The sequence below is a fragment of the Pseudomonas sp. MPB03 genome, from assembly GCF_046605385.1.
Lineage (GTDB): Bacteria > Pseudomonadota > Gammaproteobacteria > Pseudomonadales > Pseudomonadaceae > Aquipseudomonas > Aquipseudomonas zanjanensis.
Map to the genome: position 1 here is coordinate 82,488 of NZ_CP176770.1, position 18,013 is coordinate 100,500.

General features: G+C 58.5%; 9 protein-coding genes. 6 read left to right on the top strand and 3 right to left on the bottom strand.

Annotated elements, in window-relative coordinates:
• Position 1: 1 nt before the first annotated feature.
• The gene (locus ACLH0I_RS00365; protein WP_411385971.1) at positions 2-1,267 is read right to left on the bottom strand and encodes a PAAR domain-containing protein; all 1,266 of its coding nucleotides are present in this window, start codon (positions 1,265-1,267) and stop codon (positions 2-4) included.
• Positions 1,268-1,302: 35 nt separating this feature from the next.
• Complete coding sequence (locus tag ACLH0I_RS00370) at positions 1,303-1,737, bottom strand: DcrB-related protein (protein ID WP_411385972.1); 435 nt, start codon at positions 1,735-1,737, stop codon at positions 1,303-1,305.
• A gap of 274 nt (positions 1,738-2,011) precedes the next feature.
• Between ACLH0I_RS00370 and tssI the strand changes: the two genes are divergently transcribed.
• From tssI to ACLH0I_RS00395, 5 genes are all read left to right on the top strand, one after another.
• On the top strand, positions 2,012-3,943 hold the full coding sequence (gene tssI / locus ACLH0I_RS00375; protein ID WP_411385973.1) for a type VI secretion system tip protein TssI/VgrG: 1,932 nt from the start codon (positions 2,012-2,014) through the stop codon (positions 3,941-3,943).
• A gap of 18 nt (positions 3,944-3,961) precedes the next feature.
• Positions 3,962-4,384 carry a DcrB-related protein gene (locus ACLH0I_RS00380; protein WP_411385974.1) on the top strand — a complete coding sequence of 141 codons (423 nt, stop codon included), beginning with the start codon at positions 3,962-3,964 and terminating at the stop codon, positions 4,382-4,384.
• Between the two features lie 381 nt (positions 4,385-4,765).
• Positions 4,766-9,178: an RHS repeat-associated core domain-containing protein gene (locus ACLH0I_RS00385; protein ID WP_411385975.1), complete on the top strand. Its 4,413-nt coding sequence runs from the start codon at positions 4,766-4,768 to the stop codon at positions 9,176-9,178.
• A gap of 5 nt (positions 9,179-9,183) precedes the next feature.
• Entirely contained in the window at positions 9,184-9,807 is a 624-nt protein-coding gene (locus ACLH0I_RS00390; protein ID WP_411385976.1) for a hypothetical protein, read from the top strand.
• Positions 9,808-10,932: 1,125 nt separating this feature from the next.
• Positions 10,933-11,292, top strand: coding sequence for a DUF6124 family protein (locus ACLH0I_RS00395; protein ID WP_411385977.1), 360 nt, complete (start codon positions 10,933-10,935; stop codon positions 11,290-11,292).
• A 203-nt stretch (positions 11,293-11,495) separates the two neighbouring features.
• On the opposite strand, the gene ACLH0I_RS00400 is transcribed toward ACLH0I_RS00395, so the two are convergent.
• A complete protein-coding gene (locus ACLH0I_RS00400; RefSeq protein WP_411385978.1) occupies positions 11,496-16,562 on the bottom strand; it encodes a hypothetical protein in 5,067 nt (1,688 codons plus the stop codon).
• A gap of 694 nt (positions 16,563-17,256) precedes the next feature.
• Here ACLH0I_RS00400 and ACLH0I_RS00405 point away from each other — a divergent pair.
• Positions 17,257-17,835, top strand: coding sequence for a plasmid pRiA4b ORF-3 family protein (locus ACLH0I_RS00405; protein WP_411385979.1), 579 nt, complete (start codon positions 17,257-17,259; stop codon positions 17,833-17,835).
• The last annotated feature ends 178 nt before the right edge of the window (positions 17,836-18,013 follow it).

Here is an 18,013-nt window from a genome sequence, read left to right on the forward strand (position 1 = left end):
ATCATAATGGCGTCCAACTGAAGTCTTTGGGCGAAATGCCCCCGGCATCGATGACCGCCTCGCTGGCACCGGTCGGCAGCTTGCCGCCAGGAATCCAGAATTCGTTGGCGCCGGCCTCGTTACCTGACGGAATCCGCAGGTTCATGTCTTTAGGCGCGGGAATATCGACCCGAACCAGCGTACTACTTTCCAAGGTGTTTTCTGGCAGCCCCAGCGCCTTCTCCAACGCCCGCTTGTCACCCTTGGCATTGGCAACCAATTGATCGGCTTCAGCCTTGGGCATGAGGAATGTCGTGCCATCGCGCTGGGCGATGCCGTACTTGTCCAGGTTGGCCTTTGTGGTGAAGCGTGAGGCGCCGTTTTCGAACTGGGCCAAGTGTTCTTTCACATACTGGGGTGACAAGTACTTGTCGGCGTCGGGTCGCGAGCCTTTCGGCATGGCCAGGATATCGGCCTCGGTGACGCCAGGCTTGTACTTGGGCGGCGGCAGTTCGGCAGGCTTGGCGGCCTTGGCCATTTTCGGGCTCAGCCCCAGCATGGCCATGCCGGCGACACCTTGCAGCAGGTCCCGATAGCCAGGCCCCAGGCGGTCACCTAAATCGCCGAGAAGCTCCATGCCCCCCACGATCAACCCGCCCACCACCACGAATTCGACGAGCACGGCGATACCCGCCATGGCGGCCATGACCAACGCAGCACCTGCCGCCAATAGCCCCAACACTTCCAACCCGGAATGCATCCACCCTTCAAGGTCCAGGACAAACGCCACCGACACCGTCGGCCCGCCGATGAAGGTATTCGGGCTGCCCGTCTTGATGTGAGCGCCACAGACCATTTTGCTGTGCAGGCGCGCCGCCGGTTTGCCGTTGATGAACACCGTGGCGCTGCCTTCGGCGATCAACACCGGGAAGGGCCAGATCGGGTGGTTCATCGGCAGCCCGGTGCAGGACGACGAAACGTCTTCGCCCGCCCGCATGGCATTGCGGTCGTTGATGTAGACGTTGAAGCTGCCCATGATCAACGCCCCCGTGGTGGGTTCGGGCAGGTTGAAGATGGTGGAAAGGCCTTTGACGATCTGGAACATCGACAAGCCGCCAGCGGCAATCGAGCCGGCCATGATCGCCAGCGCCACACCGCCCGTGGCCACCGTCGCGGCAACGACCGCGGCGCCAATCAAGGCGCCGGCCACGGCTCCGGCGACCATCGCGGCCAACCCGAACCCGTGGGCTATTTCATCACCCAGACGTGCTGCAGCCTGTGCATCCATGATGTGTATGAGTACTCAGTGGGACGTGTCGATGCTCAGGCAATCGGAGGCTGTGGCTTGAACGAATGCATCGCCAGCTTCCAGGCCGGCTCGTGATAAGGGAAATCGTTCGGTGTAGTGGTCAAGGTGGTGATCAGCACCGCCGGCTTACGCTCGATGAACACCTGGCGCAGCATCAGTTCACGCCCCTCGCGTTGCCAGGTGTAATCCAGCAACGTGGTGGTGAGCCCCTGCAGCACCGTGTCCCAGCGCTGCACCAGCTTGAAGCCCGGCAGTTGCTGCTCGGCGCTTTTGAGCTGGCGGTCCACGTACTCGGCAAAGGGCGAGTCGCCCTGGGTGGCATCGCGGCTGATTACAAAACTGGCTTCTTTAGCGGGACCGACGGCCGGCAGCTTGAAAATATTGATGCTCTGGTCCTGCCAGGCATCGGGAATTTCGAGATCGGCTTCTTGAATGCGGTAAGAGGTCACAGTAATCGCTTTCCATGGACGTGAGGTGACGCGCGAAGGAGCAGATATTCAAGTAATGCCTGGGAACAATCAAGAACCGGGTTCCTCTGCCCCGCGTAACAAACTACATTATGCGATCAGCGTCACTACTCTAGCGATCAAGCGCCCCGTAGGAGCTGCCGAAGGCTGCGATCTTTTGATCTTTCGCTTTAGACTCAAGGGTCTGGGCAAGATCGCAGCCTCGCGTTGCTCGACAGCTCCTACGAGGATGCAAGGCATCAACAAGGGATAATTGATGTTATTCAACCAAGCCACACGCCTGGCCAAGATCACCAGCCCCCTCGGGCCCGAGGTTCTGCTGCTCAAGGACATGGGCGGCGGTGAAGAGCTGGGGCGGCTGTTCAACTACGAGTTGCAGTTGCATTCGCTGGACAACGCCATCGACCTCAACCAATTGCTCGGCAAGCCCATGTGCGTGAGCCTGCAACTCGATGGCGGTGGCGAGCGCTACTTCCATGGCATCGTCGCCCGTTGCAGCCAGAACGTCGACCAGGGCCAGTTCGCCAGCTACCAGGCCACCTTGCGCCCGTGGCTTTGGCTGCTGACCCGCACCTCCGATTGCCGGATTTTCCAGAACCTGACCATCCCGCAGATCATCAAGCAGGTGTTCCGCGACCTGGGTTTTTCCGATTTCGAAGACGCCTTGAGCCACCCCTATCGGGAGTGGGAATACTGCGTGCAGTACCGCGAGACCAGTTTTGATTTCGTCAGCCGGCTGATGGAGCAGGAAGGGATCTACTATTTCTTCCGTCACGAGCAGGGCCGTCACGTGTTGGTGCTGGCCGATGCCTATGGCGCCCACACCACGGCACCCGGCTACGGTTCGGTGCCCTACTACCCCAAGAATGAGCAACAGCGCGAGCGCGATCATATTCATGATTGGCACTTGGCCCAGGAAGTCCAACCGGGTTCGCTGGAACTCAACGACTACGACTTCCAACGCCCCAGCGCGCGCATCGACGTGCGCTCGGCCATGCCCCGTCCGCACACCGCCGGCGACTATCCGCTCTACGACTATCCCGGCACCTATGTGCAAAGCGAGGACGGCGAACACTACGCCCGCACCCGCATCGAGGCCTTGCAGACCCTGCACGAGCAAGTCGAACTGGCGGGCAATGCCCGGGGCCTGGGCTCGGGGCATCTGTTCAGCCTCACGGGTTTCAGCCGCCAGGACCAGAACCGCGAGTACCTGATCGTCGGCGCTCGCTATTACCTCTCCCAGGAAAGCGGCGAGACCGGTGGCGGCGCGCCAACCGCGCAGTTCGAAAGCAGCCTGACCTGCATCGACGCCCAGCAGAGTTATCGTCCGTTGGCGATTACTCATCGCCCCATCGTCAAAGGCCCGCAAACCGCGCTGGTGGTCGGGCCCAAGGGCGAGGAAATCTGGACCGATCAGTTCGGCCGAGTGAAGGTGCATTTCTATTGGGACCGTCACGACCAGTCCAACGAGAACAGCTCGTGCTGGATCCGTGTGTCGCAATCCTGGGCCGGGAAAAACTGGGGCTCGATGCAAATCCCGCGCATCGGCCAGGAAGTCATCGTGAGCTTTCTCGAGGGTGATCCAGACCGCCCGATCATCACCGGCCGCGTCTATAACGCCGAACAGACCGTGCCCTACGACCTGCCAGATAACGCGACCCAGAGCGGCATGAAAAGCCGTTCGAGCAAGGGCGGCACGCCGGCGAATTTCAACGAAATCCGCATGGAAGACAAGAAAGGCGCCGAGCAGTTGTACATCCATGCCGAGCGCAACCAGGACATCGTGGTCGAGGTGGACGAGAGCCATTCGGTGGGCCATGACCGCAACAAAAGCATCGGCCACAACGAAACGGTGACCATCGGCAACAACCGCCTGCGCATCGTCAAGCAGGAGGACATCCTCTCGGTGGGCCAGCGCAAGACCGACAGCATCAGCCAGAGCTACGTCATCGAAGTGGGCGAGAACCTGCGCCTGGTGTGCGGGGAAAGCATCCTGGAGCTTAACGCCAGCGGCCAGATCAACCTGACCGGCGTGCAGATCAGCTTCTACGCCAGCGGCGATGCCGAGTTCAACACCGGCGGCGTGCTGCACCTGAACAACGGTGGCGGCCCGGGCGCCACGCCGGACGGCCAGGGCGTCAAAGGCAGAATCGATGCCAACATCAGCGCCGCGTTCCCCAAGGGCTAACTTCGAGATTCAAGCGCCATGACTTACCGCCTCAACGAATTCCAGCTCCAGCTGCCGCCAAGCGAGTTGCTGGACGCGACGATCAATATCCTCAAGTTTCCTGAACTGGGCACCTCCCTGATCGTCAGCCGCAGCTTGCTGGCCGAAGGCGAGACCCTGCAAAGCAACCTCGACGACCAGCTCAAGCGCCTGGAAAAACAGGTCCAGCAACTGCGCTGCCAGCCGGGCGCCACCGTGCGCGTGGGCGCCAACCAGGAAGTCGAAGCCATCGAATTGCGCAGCCAGTTCAACAAGGGCAATGAAAAGGTTTTCCAGTATCAGCTCGCACTGGTACTGCCCGGCACCCGCAAGATGCTGGCCCTGAGTTACGTGAAAGCCGAGAAACTGGGCGATGCCGAAGCGGCGCATTGGGCGACGATCAAGGGTTCGCTGGTGTTCTGATGGCCTCCATCAATCGACTGTGGGAGCGAGCTTGCTCGCGATTGCGGTGGGTCAGGCGCTGACGAGGTTGACTGAACGGGCCCCATCGCGAGCAAGCTCGCTCCCACAGGGTTTGGTGGTGATCAGGAAGTGGAAGGCATCATCGATCAAAATGTGGGAGCGAGCTTGCTCGCGATTGCGGTGGGTCAGGCACTGATGAGGTTGACTGAACGGGCCCCATCGCGAGCAAGCTCGCTCCCACAGGGGCAAACCAAAGCGGATCAAGCGCCAGAAATGGCATCAATCAGCATGCCGTCACCCACAAGGACACCGGCGCAATGGAAGGCATCAAATTGCTTGAACACACACTCCACAGCCACCCTGTCCACCTGAGCGACTTGCATGTCTGACGCGCTCTGGGCCGCCCGCCTGGGCGATGCACTCAACCACACCTCGATGATGGCCGACATCCTCGGCGGCGTCCTGGAAGTGGCGGCGAACATCGCGATCACCGCCCTGGCGACCGCCGCCGTGGTCGCGGCCACGGGCATCACCGTGGTCACCGGCGGCCTGGGCTGCTTCGTCCTGGGCCTGGTGGTGGGCACCATCGTCGGCCTGGCCATGAGCAAGACCGGGGCCGACAAAGGCTTGAGCAATATATGCGAGGGCATCGGCAACGCCCTCTTTCCGCCCACGGTGCAGGCCAACATCCTCACCGGCTCCAAAGACACCTTTACCAACAACATCCCCTCGGCCCGCGCCGCTGGCGCTGTTGTGTCCCACGTCGCACCGGCCGGCACCGAACTGGACATGCCCGAGCCGGAAGAAGAAGCCGAAACCAGTTACCTGGACATGGCCGGGGAATTCTTTTCGCAGATGTGGCGCCCCACGGTCGCCTCGCCGGCCCCCGGTACGGAGACCCGGCCAGAAGACCTGGTGATCTGCACCAAGCACCCACCGATGCCACCGCAATTCATGGCCGAAGGCTCGGAAAAGGTCACCATCAACGGCCAGCCCGCCGTGCGCAGTGGCGACCGCAGCACCTGCGATGCGACGGTGGTGTCGGCCGGGCTGATCTCGCCCGACGTGACCATCGGCGGCGGTTCGGTGGTGGTGCGCGAGATTCGCAGCGGCAAGACCCCGGGCGTCGGCCTGGCAGTCACAGCGTTGCTGATGCTCAAGGGCGGCAAGGGCAAGTTCTTCAGCAAACTGCCGTGCATGCTCGTGGGCGGCGCGGTGTCCATGGCCGCCAGCAGCGCGGCGAACGCAGCGGCCAATGCGGCCATGGGGTCGTCGAACCCGGTGCATGCCGCCACCGGGGCCAAAGTGCTGGGCGGTGACGAGGAGCTGGATTTCGTCTTGCCCGGCATCCTGCCCATCGACTGGCAGCGCGTGTACAACAGCCGCGATGAACGCCGGGATACCTTGTTCGGCGCCGGCTGGAGCGTGGCCTACGAAGTCCAAGTCGAGATCCTGCCCCACCCCGAGGGCGGCGAAACCCTGGTCTACACCGACGAACAAGGCCGGCCCATCGACATGGGTTCCATCCCCTTGGGCGGCGCGGTGTTCAGCGCCGGCGAAGGCCTGGCCGTGCGCCGCCACGTGGATGGGCGATTGCTGATCGAAAGCGAAGACGGCCTGTACCGCCTGTTCGAACCTTCGCCCGCCAACCCTTCGCACCTGCGCCTGAGCCAACTGGGTGACCGCAACGACAACCGCATCCACCTCGACTACGACGAGGCCGGACACCTGGTGCGGCTGCGCGACACCTTCGACCTGGTGCAAGTCGAGCTGATTCGCGAAGGCGAACGCGTCACCCACATCGAGCGCCTCTACCCCGACCAAACCCGCGAGGTACTGGTCAGCTACGCCTACGACGCGGCGAACACCCTCGCCGAAGTGCGCGACGCCACCGGCCAGGTCCAACGGCGCTTCCGCTACGACGCCGGGCAACGGATGGTCGAGCACCAGTTGCCCAGCGGCCTGCACTGCTCCTACGAATGGGCCCTGATCGACGACCAGGAATGGCGCGTGGTCCGGCACTGGACCGACGAAGGCGACGCCTACCAGTTCGACTATGACCTTGCCGCTGGCATCACCCGCATCAGCGACAGCCTGCAACGCGTGAGCATTCGGCAGTGGAACAGCCAGCATCAGATCACCCGGTTCAGCGACAACCTAGGCCAGACGTGGTTGTTCGAGTGGAACGATGAGCGCCAGATGCTCGGTGCTACCGATCCGCAGGGCGGCGAGTATCAATTCAACTACGACGACGCCGGCAATCTGATCAGCGAAACCGACCCGTTGGGCCGCAGCGAATCTACCCTATGGCTCGAACATTGGGCCCTGCCGCTGGCGGACACCAACGCCGCCGGCCACAGCTGGAAATACCGCTACGATCAGCGCGGCAACTGCACAGCGGAAACCGACCCGCTGGGCCACATCACCCGCTACCGCTACGACGCCCACGGCCAGGTCGTGGAAATCATCGACGCCACCGGCAAAAGCAAAAAGCTGCGCTGGAACCCGTTCGGCCAATTGGTGGAACACGTCGATTGCTCGGGTTACCCGACGCGCTTCAGTTATGACGCGCGCGGTTACCTGCACACCATTACCGACGCCCTCGGCGAGCGCACCCAATTCAGCTACGACGCCCAAGGCCGGCTGCTCGGCAGCCAATTGCCGGACGGCCGCACCGAGCATTACCAGCGCGACACCACCGGCCAACTCACCGGCTACACCGACCCGGCCGGGCACACCACGCTTTACCAACACAACCGCCGCGGCCAGGTCCGCCAACGCACCGACGCCCAGGGCCGGCAGGTGCAGTTTGCCTACGACAGCTTCGGCCGGCTGCAAGCGCTGACCAACGAGAATGGCGAGAGCTACCGGTTTGCCTGGGATATCGGCGATCGGTTGATCGAACAACAAGATCTGGATGGCAGCGCCAAGCGCTACGACTACGACCGCCTCGACAACGTCGCGGCAGTAACGGCGATGCCCGCGCCTTACGGCACAGGCCTGGCGATTATTCCCGAAGCACCGCCGACGCCCATCGTCCATCGCCTGGAACGCGACGCCGTGGGCCGGTTGATCGCCAAAGTCACCGACGATGGCCGCACTGAATACAGTTACGACCCGCTGGACCAACTCACCGCCGTCACCTTCACCGACCTGCAAGGCAACGCCCAGACCCTGAGTTTCGCCTACGACGCCCTCGGCCAGTTGCTCGCCGAAAACAGCGCCGCCGGCAGCCTGCAACACCACTACGACGAACTCGGCAACCTGATCCAGAGCCAACTGCCCGATGGCCGCTGGGTCAACCGCCTGTACTACGGCAGCGGCCACCTGCACCAGATCAACCTCGACGGCCAGGTCATCAGCGACTTCGAACGCGACCGCCTGCACCGCGAAGTGCTGCGCACCCAAGGGCAGATCAGCACCCGCAGCGAATACGACCGCAGCGGCCGCCTGCGCACGCGACAACGCCGCCACAGTAGCCAACCCTCGCTGTTGCCGGCGGCGGTGCAAAAACACTTCGAGTACGACCCCGCCGATAACCTCATCGGCAAACTCGACCAGCAACCCGCCGCGCAACAGCGCCAGCTCCTGCACTACGACGCCACCGGCCGCATCATCGCCAGCCAGGACAGCCTGCACGGCCAGCGCGAAACCTTCACCTACGACGCCGCCGCCAACCTGCTGGACGGCCCGGCCCCCGGCGCCGGGCTGGTGGTGCACAACAAACTGCTGACCTACCAGGACAAGCGCTACCGCTACGACGCCTTTGGCCGGATGATCGAAAAACGCAGCGCCAAACGTGGCGTGCAGCACTTCGCCTATGACGCCGAAAGCCGCTTGATCGAGGTGCGCAACGACGACGGCAGCGTGGTCAATATGACCTACGACCCACTGGGCAGGCGCATCGAAAAAACCGAACATGACAGCAATGGTTACCCGTTGGGCGAAACCCGCTTCACCTGGGACGGCCTTCGCCTGTTGCAGGAACACCGCCACCAGCAAACCAGCCTGTACCTCTACGAAGACGACGGCTACGAACCCTTGGCCCGCGTCGACGGCAGCGGCCCGCTGCAAAAGATCCGCTACTACCACAACGACCTCAACGGCCTGCCGGAACAACTCACCGAACCCGACGGGCACAACGTTTGGCAAGCGACGTATCGGGTGTGGGGCAATACGCTGGAAGAGGTGCGCGAGCCGTATTACATCGAAGAGCAGAATTTGCGGTTCCAGGGACAGTACCTGGACCGGGAAACGGGGCTGCATTTCAATACGTTCAGGTTTTATGATCCGGATGTGGGGCGGTTTACTACGCCGGATCCGATTGGCTTGCTGGGCGGATTAAACCTTTACCAATATGCACCGAACCCCCTGACCTGGATTGACCCATGGGGATGGGCCTGCAAAAGCGCGGTCAGTGGCAATAAAGGCCGAACCAAGGCGCTTAACGATCTCAAGCGCAACAAATTCAAGATCGTCGCGGAGGAAGTCACCATGAAGGTCAATGGGAAACGCATTCGCGCCGACTTCGTCGCCAGAGACCAACGCGGAAAACTGCACGTCTTTGAAGTCAAGCACGGCACCGGGAAACTCACCCCCAACCAGACCGACTCCAAAGTCTTCGACATGACGAAGCCGGCCAACACCACGCAACATCTGGGTGGAGGCACGATCAAACCCTCCGCCGGTACGAAGGGATCGTTCAAGGTTGATACCAAAGGCAAGCCTGGCGTACCGCTAGGCGGCAAAGGCGCACAGCACAACGCCACCTTCAATCTTCTAATTTATAAGTGACTACCATGAGCCAAGAAATTCGCAAAAACGTGGAAGTGGAACTACTGGCGGCGCTGAAGCAAATCACCTCACCCCACTTGGACCTGAAGGCCAGCAAAAACAAACTTGGCCTGCTCGCTGCCAAGGAAAAACTTGGGGAAATCTACGTTCAACACCTGACCAAGGCCGATGGTTATTACGCCGGGTTGGAGATCTATACCTGCGAGGCCTTTAGCTTCTGCAAAGAGCAATCCCCGCCCTACGAGAGCCGGCTGTTGAACGCATCGTTTTTGTCGAAGAGCTCCTTGTCGGAGGAAGCAAAGCAATTCGGTGACGAGCTGGGCGGCATCATCAGAACCCCGTCCCCTCAAGCCATCAGCGCAACCGTCAAAAAAATAAGCGAACGGCTCGAAAAATTTTACCTGCCCAAGGCAGAACACAGCGTTCTTGGCTCCCCCGCATTAATCGATGACGTGTTGGCCGAGCCGGATAACTATGCGTTTCCATTCCTGACGATTGTCTTTGCAGCGCACAAAAATAATCTGAGCCTGGATTCGGATGTGCTCAAGAAAGCCCTGGCGACTAAATCAATATTTGGGAACAAGCAGTTCGACTTGGCGCTTGCAAAAAAATTGCTAGGCGCAGGTTAAACACAAATCCTCGTGGCGAGGGGGCTTGCTCCCGCTGGGCGGCGAAGCCGCCCAAAAAAGACCCGCGCATTCCTACAGAAAAACCGCTGCGCCACCGAACGGGAGCAAGCTCCCTCGCCACGGTCTGCATACACCTTGAAGCCTGGTAGATGATGCCGCCTTCGCGAGCAAGCTCGCGTCCACAAATATTGGCGCCAGGCTCCCCATTGTGAAGCCCAGCCCGAACTCCTTAAGGTGTGCTGCGAGTTAAGAAAAAATCCGCAAAACCAGCTCAAATGAAGATTTTCTTGGCGCACTGAAGAAAAACTGCGCCTAGAGCAGAAAATTAAAAATTTCATCATGAGCTCCGCTGGTACGTGCGGGTCGAGGAGTCGTTCCGAAGATCCCTACCAAAATACGGATTGGTTCAGAGACGGCAGCAAAACATCCCATACGTGCAATACCTTAGCTCTAACGGCATGTTTAGCTGGACAGCTAAACATGCCGTTAGAGCTAATAATCGATCTTTTTTTGATCTATCAAGACTCTGAGCCTAGCTAGGATGGGCTTGTAGAACGTCAAGGATTTTCACCGCACGGTTCCCCTCCCGGCGTCCAACGACTGCTCAAACCATTCACTGCTGACGAGCCGAATCCCGGATAATGTCGCCGCCCCCCTAGCCGCAGCACCACAATTCCGCTGGGCAGCAAAACCGCCCCAAAAAAGCCGACGCATTCCTACAGAAAAACCGCTGCGCCACCGAGCGAGAGCACGCTTCCTCGCCCCGAATCCTGGGCATTACGAAGGCTTGTTTATTCTCCTTCCGCAATGCTTCCACCAAGCTACGAATCCTTGCGCCATTGCCTACAACTACGCCAGAATCCGCCCGCTTGTGCGCCTTGCCCCCGGGTTCTATCGTTTCCCTGCCACTGCCCATCAGTGGTCGGGTTTAGTAGCCCGGAAGTAGTAACGGTTGCATGAGTCTCATCAGTCAGGCATTGCCTGCACTCGATGGTGGCTGTGCGCATGGCGCCTTCGGGCGCGCCGGGATCCGTTACCTCTACCGGTCTACTAACTTGCGCACAGCTGCCTCCTTTCGTTTAGTAGCGAGATGGTTGCGGCCTACTCATTAGAGGTAACGCAACGATGTTCAAAATTACTCCAAATCCTCCTGAAACTGACTCAACGTCTCCTCATCCAAGTCGAAAAAACAAACAGCACGACGAAACCACCAAACGCATCTTGGATCACTACCTGCTAACGAAACCGGAAAAGTCCGAAGATGCATCCAAACCGGACCAGCTCTTCACCGTGAAAAAAAACGCCGACAACGAATGCCTGCTCGCCAACCTCAGCGAAAACCTGGCATCCGCCGACGCGATGATCAGCAACCTAGCCTTCGACCTGGAAGGCCCCCGCCGCCACATCGCCCTCGGCATCCAGCAATTGATCGAACTGAGTTCAATGCTGGCGAACCGAGTGCTGGATAACGTCGACCCACGATAGCAACCAAGGGCAAAGAAAAAGGCATATTGATTCATAGCAATATGCCTTTTTAATCCGTGCTTCTCGCGGGGGTAGCTATACCACCCTCCGATAATTTCATCGAGCTGTCCGGGGTCACCTCCAAGGGGGCGTTCGGTGCGGTGGTTTTCTCGGATGCGATCAACCTCCGCCATAAAGCGACGCAGGCAAAGTGACTGGTATCGTCAACTTTCAAAAGTCGCTGGAGGCGAAGTCGCCAAGTAGTCGCGAAGCTGGAACCCGAGCGAAGATCCGGCCTCGACGAGCCGGTCGAGTATGTCGAGTGTTGCCCTGCGTAAGTTGACGTCTCGAATCAAGGTCTCTCGGTGTTCATGAACAGCCACTCGGCAAATCGTCTCCGCGTGCCACAGACTATTCCCATCGTCGAAGAAATCAGGCGGTGCTCCGTGGAGCGCATTGCGCAACTGGGGTAAAGCTGATGGCACCGCGGACACTCTGCCAATGCCAGCCATCAGCTGCAGCAGGTATTCCAAGCCTGCTCGACTATCGCCAACGGAGGTCAGGCAGTTTGCGATGAAGCTTGGACGTGACCGGAAAAACTCCATGTCCTGCCAAGTCTTGGGCCAGGGCGTCGAACATAACAAAAGCGTCTTCAGGACGTTGTGGAAGCGACTGTACGATCCTCGGCTCTTGGTTCTTAACGAGTCGTAGCCGAAGACCTTGTCCGTGGCGCGGTCCCATACACGCCAAAAAATCGCAGAATTCGCGAACTCCTGCTTCATAAACTCGCCAATTACAGACTCTAGAATCCTCTCGCTGAGCTCAGGCGCGTTCTCTAGGCAATGGTCAAAAGTCTCGAAGAGTCGTGAGCCTTCACCTGACTGCGTCATAAGTTCAGCTGCAATCAAGTCACCCAACTCCCACCGTGCCTCAAAATCAACATAGTCGGGGTCGTGCCGCTGAACCCTGTGTCCCCCCTCTTGGTCCGCCACGAGCCTAGCCATTGTCATGAGCGACTGGACTCGCCAGGTGTCGGGCGTCTCGCTACGCGCAGCATCAAGAGCTATCGTCCACTCCTTGATGGCAGCCAAACTCCTTGGTGAAGAACGCGCACTGGGCTGCATTTTTCGCAACGCGTTGTTAAGAGCCTTGGCAGTAGTTGTCCGAGCGTCATCGACGAGGTCACGACTCCATCCATTCGGACGCTTAATTGTTATCTCCAGTTCTTCGGCGTATTGCGCAAGACTAGTGGTGAGGACTTCAGCCATGGCAGGCTGCTTTGGCCTTAGTTCGTCAGAGATCGCCTTGGCCGCAGCCCGCCGTAGCTTCCATGTCGGTTCGATCACGATGTTAATTAATGCTTCAACCATCTTAGGTAGCGATGGATCGACGGCGGCAAGCAAGATGACCGTCCGTGCCCGTAGTTCACCCATCGAAAGGTCCCTGCACAACCATGCATCTCTTTCTTCACAAACCGCAGTGCGCTCAAGCAAGAGAGTTCGGGCCCACTGAAGCGCCGGAGAGGTATCGGTGGGCCACTTGCAAATCAAGGCGCAAGCAAGCTCGTCTTCCATACTGGCAAGGATGCCGACCTCTCCTTCTTCAATCTCGTCGCAGAGACGAGAGAATTCCTCATAGGGCTCAGACGGCAACAAGAAACGTTCCGCAGAATCAGGCTTCGCTGCTGAGAACCGTCCCGTGACCGTAGAAGCCCAAGTCCTCACGATAGCGATCCGACTCATCCGCTGCATGCGAGCTTGAGCCTCGTCGCTAACTTGCTGCAGTTCGGGTTCAAGGTTGGCAATCTTGAGGGCAGTCCACTTTCCATCACCAAGGGGTTCTCCGAGCCTTAGGCCACGGGCATCCATACGCTTGAGCGCTATGCGCCAGCCGTCTGGCACCTCCCCTGCCCCCTTCAATGCTTCTAAGTGGTTGTCCAAAATCGTATAGATAGCCCCGCAGAGGTCTGGCCGGTTGAATTGCAGTTGAAGAGCCAGCCCTTCCAAGTACTGCCGCCGATGCGGCAACTGATTGCTTGCTTGGCGTTCCCGCTGCCTGACATGGTCCAGCCCGTCGTTGCCTCCGTGAATAGCCAGCGCATTTGGCTCTTGTGTACTGCGAACAAAGTCGTCGGAAAAAAACTGTGGACATTTGAAGATGGAAAGCAGCTTTTCGGTTACGAGCTCAGGGTGGGCCATTAAGATCCCTGCCACCATTCCTGTAGTGAGGCTCGACTCACCCTGCTCCAAGATTACCTCCAGTACCTGCGAGATGAACTCTGGCTGCGCCTTGACCTCGATGAGCAGGCGCTCTTCGAGCGCCATCAAGGCCGCATTCAGAACGTAGCTGGTGACCGAGTGTCCGCGATAAGCAGTCCACAGGTGAAAGTCGTGGATATGCGGTCGACCGTTAGGGCTTTGTTCTGGCGTAATGATCGACACCTCGTTCGCACTCGTTGTCGCAAGAGAGGTGGCCGCGTGGTTGCATAGGTCGAGCACGAAACGCACGCTCTTTGGCCAAGCGTAGAGCAGCAATGACCGGAACGGGCCCTGCAAAACCGACGGTGGGAAGAATTTGTGAACTGCGCGATCGCTTAATCCAAGTTCGGCTTCCCACTCGCCCATACCGAAGTTTCCGTCAACTCCCGATTCAGGCTTCGTATAGAGGGTCCAGAACACCTTCCATACCAAATCTGGGGTGAAGAGGCTCACCTCGCGACAATTTTTGACGTCGACCAGAAACTCGAGACGCTCCTCCGCATTGGAGTCGCGCATTCCTGTGCCAATCAAGAGACGCTGCAGAAGTGCCTCGATAAAATCCACAAATCGGTCAGGGTCCGAACCCGCACAGCGACACAAAAGCGCATAGAAGCGTTTGCCGATAGATTGCTCGCGATACCAACTCTCTTGATCGTCCCGGCAGAAGTGCTCAGCAATGTTGAATACGTTGAGCACCCTCTGGGTAGGTTTGTGCCATTCCTCATCATGAGAAGTGGCGTCTTCAGCGAGTTGGACAATCCAGGAGTTACACTCTGGAGGCATGCTCGGGAACGCTTTTGCAACCAATCCGATCACTACGTCCCAGGCACTGCCAACCGGCGCAGCCATTCCGAGTCGTAACACGATCTCCTTGTCTTCAGAGTCGTCCGCCATGCTGGAATAGTCGATAGAGGTTGGCCCTTTGCAAGCTACACGCAGCAAGTGACTCAGGCGCTGAAGGAGGCAGGTGCTGTTGAAGGAGACATTTTTACCAAGCTTTGTAACGAGCTCATTGACTCGCTCTGAGCGTAGGAGGCCAATAGCTATCTCGTCTCGCCATAGCTGCGGTATGGTCGAGTCCTGTCTAAGAGCAGCTTCGAGTAGCAAAAAAGCATCTTCATCTCCTTCGGCTGAACGCTGCGCTGTCCATGCGCGTAATGCCCTGCGCATTCCGGCGTGTGAGCCGAGCTTGCTGAAGAGTGCGCACCAGTCGCGTTCGGCTCCCCGCACCTCCCGCTCAACCCTGAAGAAGAGTGACCAGTCTTCCAAGACGTCGTGAGCGGGAGCTACCCGGTCCGTCACATCCTTAGCGAGCACCGCGTCGCGAGCGAGCGAGGCCACCGCCTCGGCGTCATTTGGTGCTTCGACAAATTGAGCAAAGCGTTCCGTACGCGCATAGCAGACCTCGTCGAAAGCTACTCGACGGCGTGCTGCTAACCCTGCTGGCAAACCTTTGCTTGGGGCAACTCGCTCTGTCCACAGCCGCAGGCGCAAGTCGTTTCCAGCAGCCTGAGGCAGAGTCACTCCGGCCTCGGTGTAGTTGAAGGCAAGACGCAGGTAGTAGGGCGCTCGAAAAACTTCTCGCACGCCGCCGTCCTTGGTGGCAATTTCTTCAAGGCCTGTCCCGGCCACCGCTGCAGAAATCTCTGCGTCTGTCAGTAAAGGGATGTCGATGACTTGATACGAGAAACCGGAGAGGAAGAGCGAGTAGACCGCGTTTAGAGCATAGGAACGGGTAGTAACGCAAAGCCTGACCCTTTTGTTCTGACGAACAAGCGCTAGCAGCTCCTCAAGGGCGCCCGGATTTCTTGCTTCGAGCGCCTTTTCCAGTGAATCGATGACGACAGTTGGTCTCCCCCTGCACAAGAGGTGCGCCATACCGAGCGCCGCGTCAGGCATGCCGCTGAGCGACTGAACTGCAGCCAAGCTTGGTTCGTCGAGCTCGTCGGCTCGGAAGAAGAATATCGTGCCGGACTCGTGAAGCATTGGTGCGAGTTCGGCGATGACCGCAGACTTACCTGCGCCCGGACCACCGGTGACAATGACGAGCTGCCGTTCATCGAAGCCCATCAGCACTTGGGCAACGCATTGGCCGCGAGAAATGTGCATACCGTTGGGAAGCTTCGTTGAAATGAGTGAGAGCTGGAGGCTTGCTCGATCATTAAAGCGCTCAGCGATGTTGCTAAGGCCCCTTTGACCAACAAGACGGTCAACGGCCTCTTGGATACCGACCTGTGCCGTCGCTCTCCAGGTTTCCTGAGTAACAGTGCCTACATTAATGCCTTGCTCCAAAACATACGAAAACAAGCCATTCCATACCTGTTCGCCGGAGTCTCCGGGGTGGTCTGAGGCTAACAAGGCTTGGACGAGACTCAGTTCTTGCGAGCGCTCGTTGCCTAGGTCATGTATGTCGACGCGCAGCCGTTTTAGGAGGTCAAAAACGAGCTCGTCTGTATATTTTTCGGTCAGTGTGCCCCTAGAGACTTCCTTAAAGGCATTCCAAGTGCGTCGATGCTGGGCGTCAAAAAGCTTGGAATCAAGCTTCTGAAGGAAGTCTGCCAAGTTCAGTGAAGACCGAGATAACTCACAGAGCCGCTTGGCTGCTTGGTTGGCCGCCGTCGCTGGTGCCAAAGTTGCGAGGACCAGTACATCACAAGTGCAATCAAATGGGCTGCTTTCCACTCCAAGGAAGTCTCGCCAAACTCCTTGCAACCCATCAATGAAATCCTTGTCGCCAGCCGAAGCATTGAGGCCTCGCTTACACTGGATGAACAGACGATAGGAGCGTTCTTTGTCTCTTAGCTGGCAATAAATATCATCAGTGTGAGCGCCTATGTAACGCGCCTCGAAACGAAGAACCTCGACCCGTGCGCCGTGCAGACCGAAGCTACTCGGCACCCCTGTCAGCATGTTCGCCAAGTACAGGGCTCCAACCCGCGCCTGGAATACGCCACCGCCGCCACCAGTTGCAACGGTGCTCATGACTTGGGTGCCCCGAAGAGGCGCGCGTTCAGGCCTGTCTTCCATGCTCATCGTGAAATGCTCTCGCGCCGCTGGGTGCCTCATTAATGAGCATAAATGGTTCTGCAGAGAATAACGACCCAGCTTCGCGATCAGTCCGTTAAGTGAGTGGTCATGATCGCGACTGAATTTTTGAGCTGCGGGGCCGAATGTCCGGAGCTCGCCAGTAGCAGACCGCCCACCAAAACTTATCAATGACACTGACAGCCGTTAGCGATCAGTTGCTTTCCAGTTGGGCTACTTCCACCGGATCCCCGTCACAACCGACTCGACGAATGCTTTCAGCCATATAGCATCGATCAATCTATGACGGCTGCGCCGTCGAGCGGGAGCAAGCTCCCTCGCCACGGACCGCGTACACCTTCAGATTGGTATGTAGCTCTACTGCCTTCTCGAACATGCTCCCTCAACATAGATTGGCGACGCCAGCTATGCCACACGGTCCATCCGATAGTCCGACCTTGGAGCGGTTAATCTCCTGAGTCTTACCAGCTACAATTTCCTCGCCAGAGCTTCAACAGATCAAAAAATGATCGATTATTAGCTTATTTGGCATGTTTAGCTGCTCAGCTAAATACGAATTTTTAGCTAACTTCTTGCTCATGCAGGAAGTTTTCCTTATCAGTGGCCTGACTCAGGCTGTCCACCATTGCTGCCCCGGAACATATCTCTCACACTCACAAAACACCGCGAGGCTACCTGACCCATGGCTAAAACTGTTCGCTCGCCAAAGCCCAAGCGTGACTTGTTGCTACTGCACATCGAGCTGAAGTGGATGACTCCAACGATTTGGCGTCGGTTCGCAGTGCCTGAAAACATTACCTTGAGCAGGTTGCATCACGTGATCCAGATCGTAATGGGTTGGGGCGACTACCATCTGCATGAATTTGAAATCGCCGGTGAGAATTACGGCGTGCCCGACCCTGATGGCTGGGGACCGCCGGTGCATCCGGAAGCTCGTAAAACACTGATCAAGGCACTGAATGGAAAGCGGACATTCAATTATCTCTATGACTTTGGTGATGAGTGGCATCACCGTATCAAGGTCGAAAAAACGTTACCCGCTATTGCCTGTCCGCAAGTGCCGTACTGCATTGAGGGCGCCAATGCCTGCCCACCGGAAGACGTGGGTGGAGGGCCGGGTTACGAAGTGTTTTTAGAGGCCATGACCAACCCCGAACATCCCGAGCACGACGCTACGGTGGAGTGGTACGGGGAGATCTTCGACCCGACGTTCTTTGATTGCGAACGCGTGAACCAATGGTTTAAACAGATCAAGGTTTGAGTGGCAGGCGGGTGTAGTTTGGGCGCTTACTCTCAGATGAGGTAGGTAACGTGCTGCCGCCATCGCGAGCAAGCTCGCTCCCACAGGGGATTGGCGGTGTGCGCTCATTCTGTGTTCACCTCGGGATGGTCAACGCCGCTCAACCTGTGGCGAGGGAGCTTGCTCCCGCTGGGTTGCG

What these genes read in the sequence shown, in the direction of transcription:
- ACLH0I_RS00365 (WP_411385971.1), bottom strand. Translation starts at nt 1,267, where the DNA reads ATGGATGCACAGGCTGCAGCACGTCTGGGTGATGAAATAGCCCACGGG.
- tssI (WP_411385973.1), top strand. Translation starts at nt 2,012, where the DNA reads ATGTTATTCAACCAAGCCACACGCCTGGCCAAGATCACCAGCCCCCTC.
- ACLH0I_RS00380 (WP_411385974.1), top strand. Translation starts at nt 3,962, where the DNA reads ATGACTTACCGCCTCAACGAATTCCAGCTCCAGCTGCCGCCAAGCGAG.
- ACLH0I_RS00385 (WP_411385975.1), top strand. Translation starts at nt 4,766, where the DNA reads ATGTCTGACGCGCTCTGGGCCGCCCGCCTGGGCGATGCACTCAACCAC.
- ACLH0I_RS00390 (WP_411385976.1), top strand. Translation starts at nt 9,184, where the DNA reads ATGAGCCAAGAAATTCGCAAAAACGTGGAAGTGGAACTACTGGCGGCG.
- ACLH0I_RS00395 (WP_411385977.1), top strand. Translation starts at nt 10,933, where the DNA reads ATGTTCAAAATTACTCCAAATCCTCCTGAAACTGACTCAACGTCTCCT.
- ACLH0I_RS00400 (WP_411385978.1), bottom strand. Translation starts at nt 16,562, where the DNA reads ATGAGCATGGAAGACAGGCCTGAACGCGCGCCTCTTCGGGGCACCCAA.
- ACLH0I_RS00405 (WP_411385979.1), top strand. Translation starts at nt 17,257, where the DNA reads ATGGCTAAAACTGTTCGCTCGCCAAAGCCCAAGCGTGACTTGTTGCTA.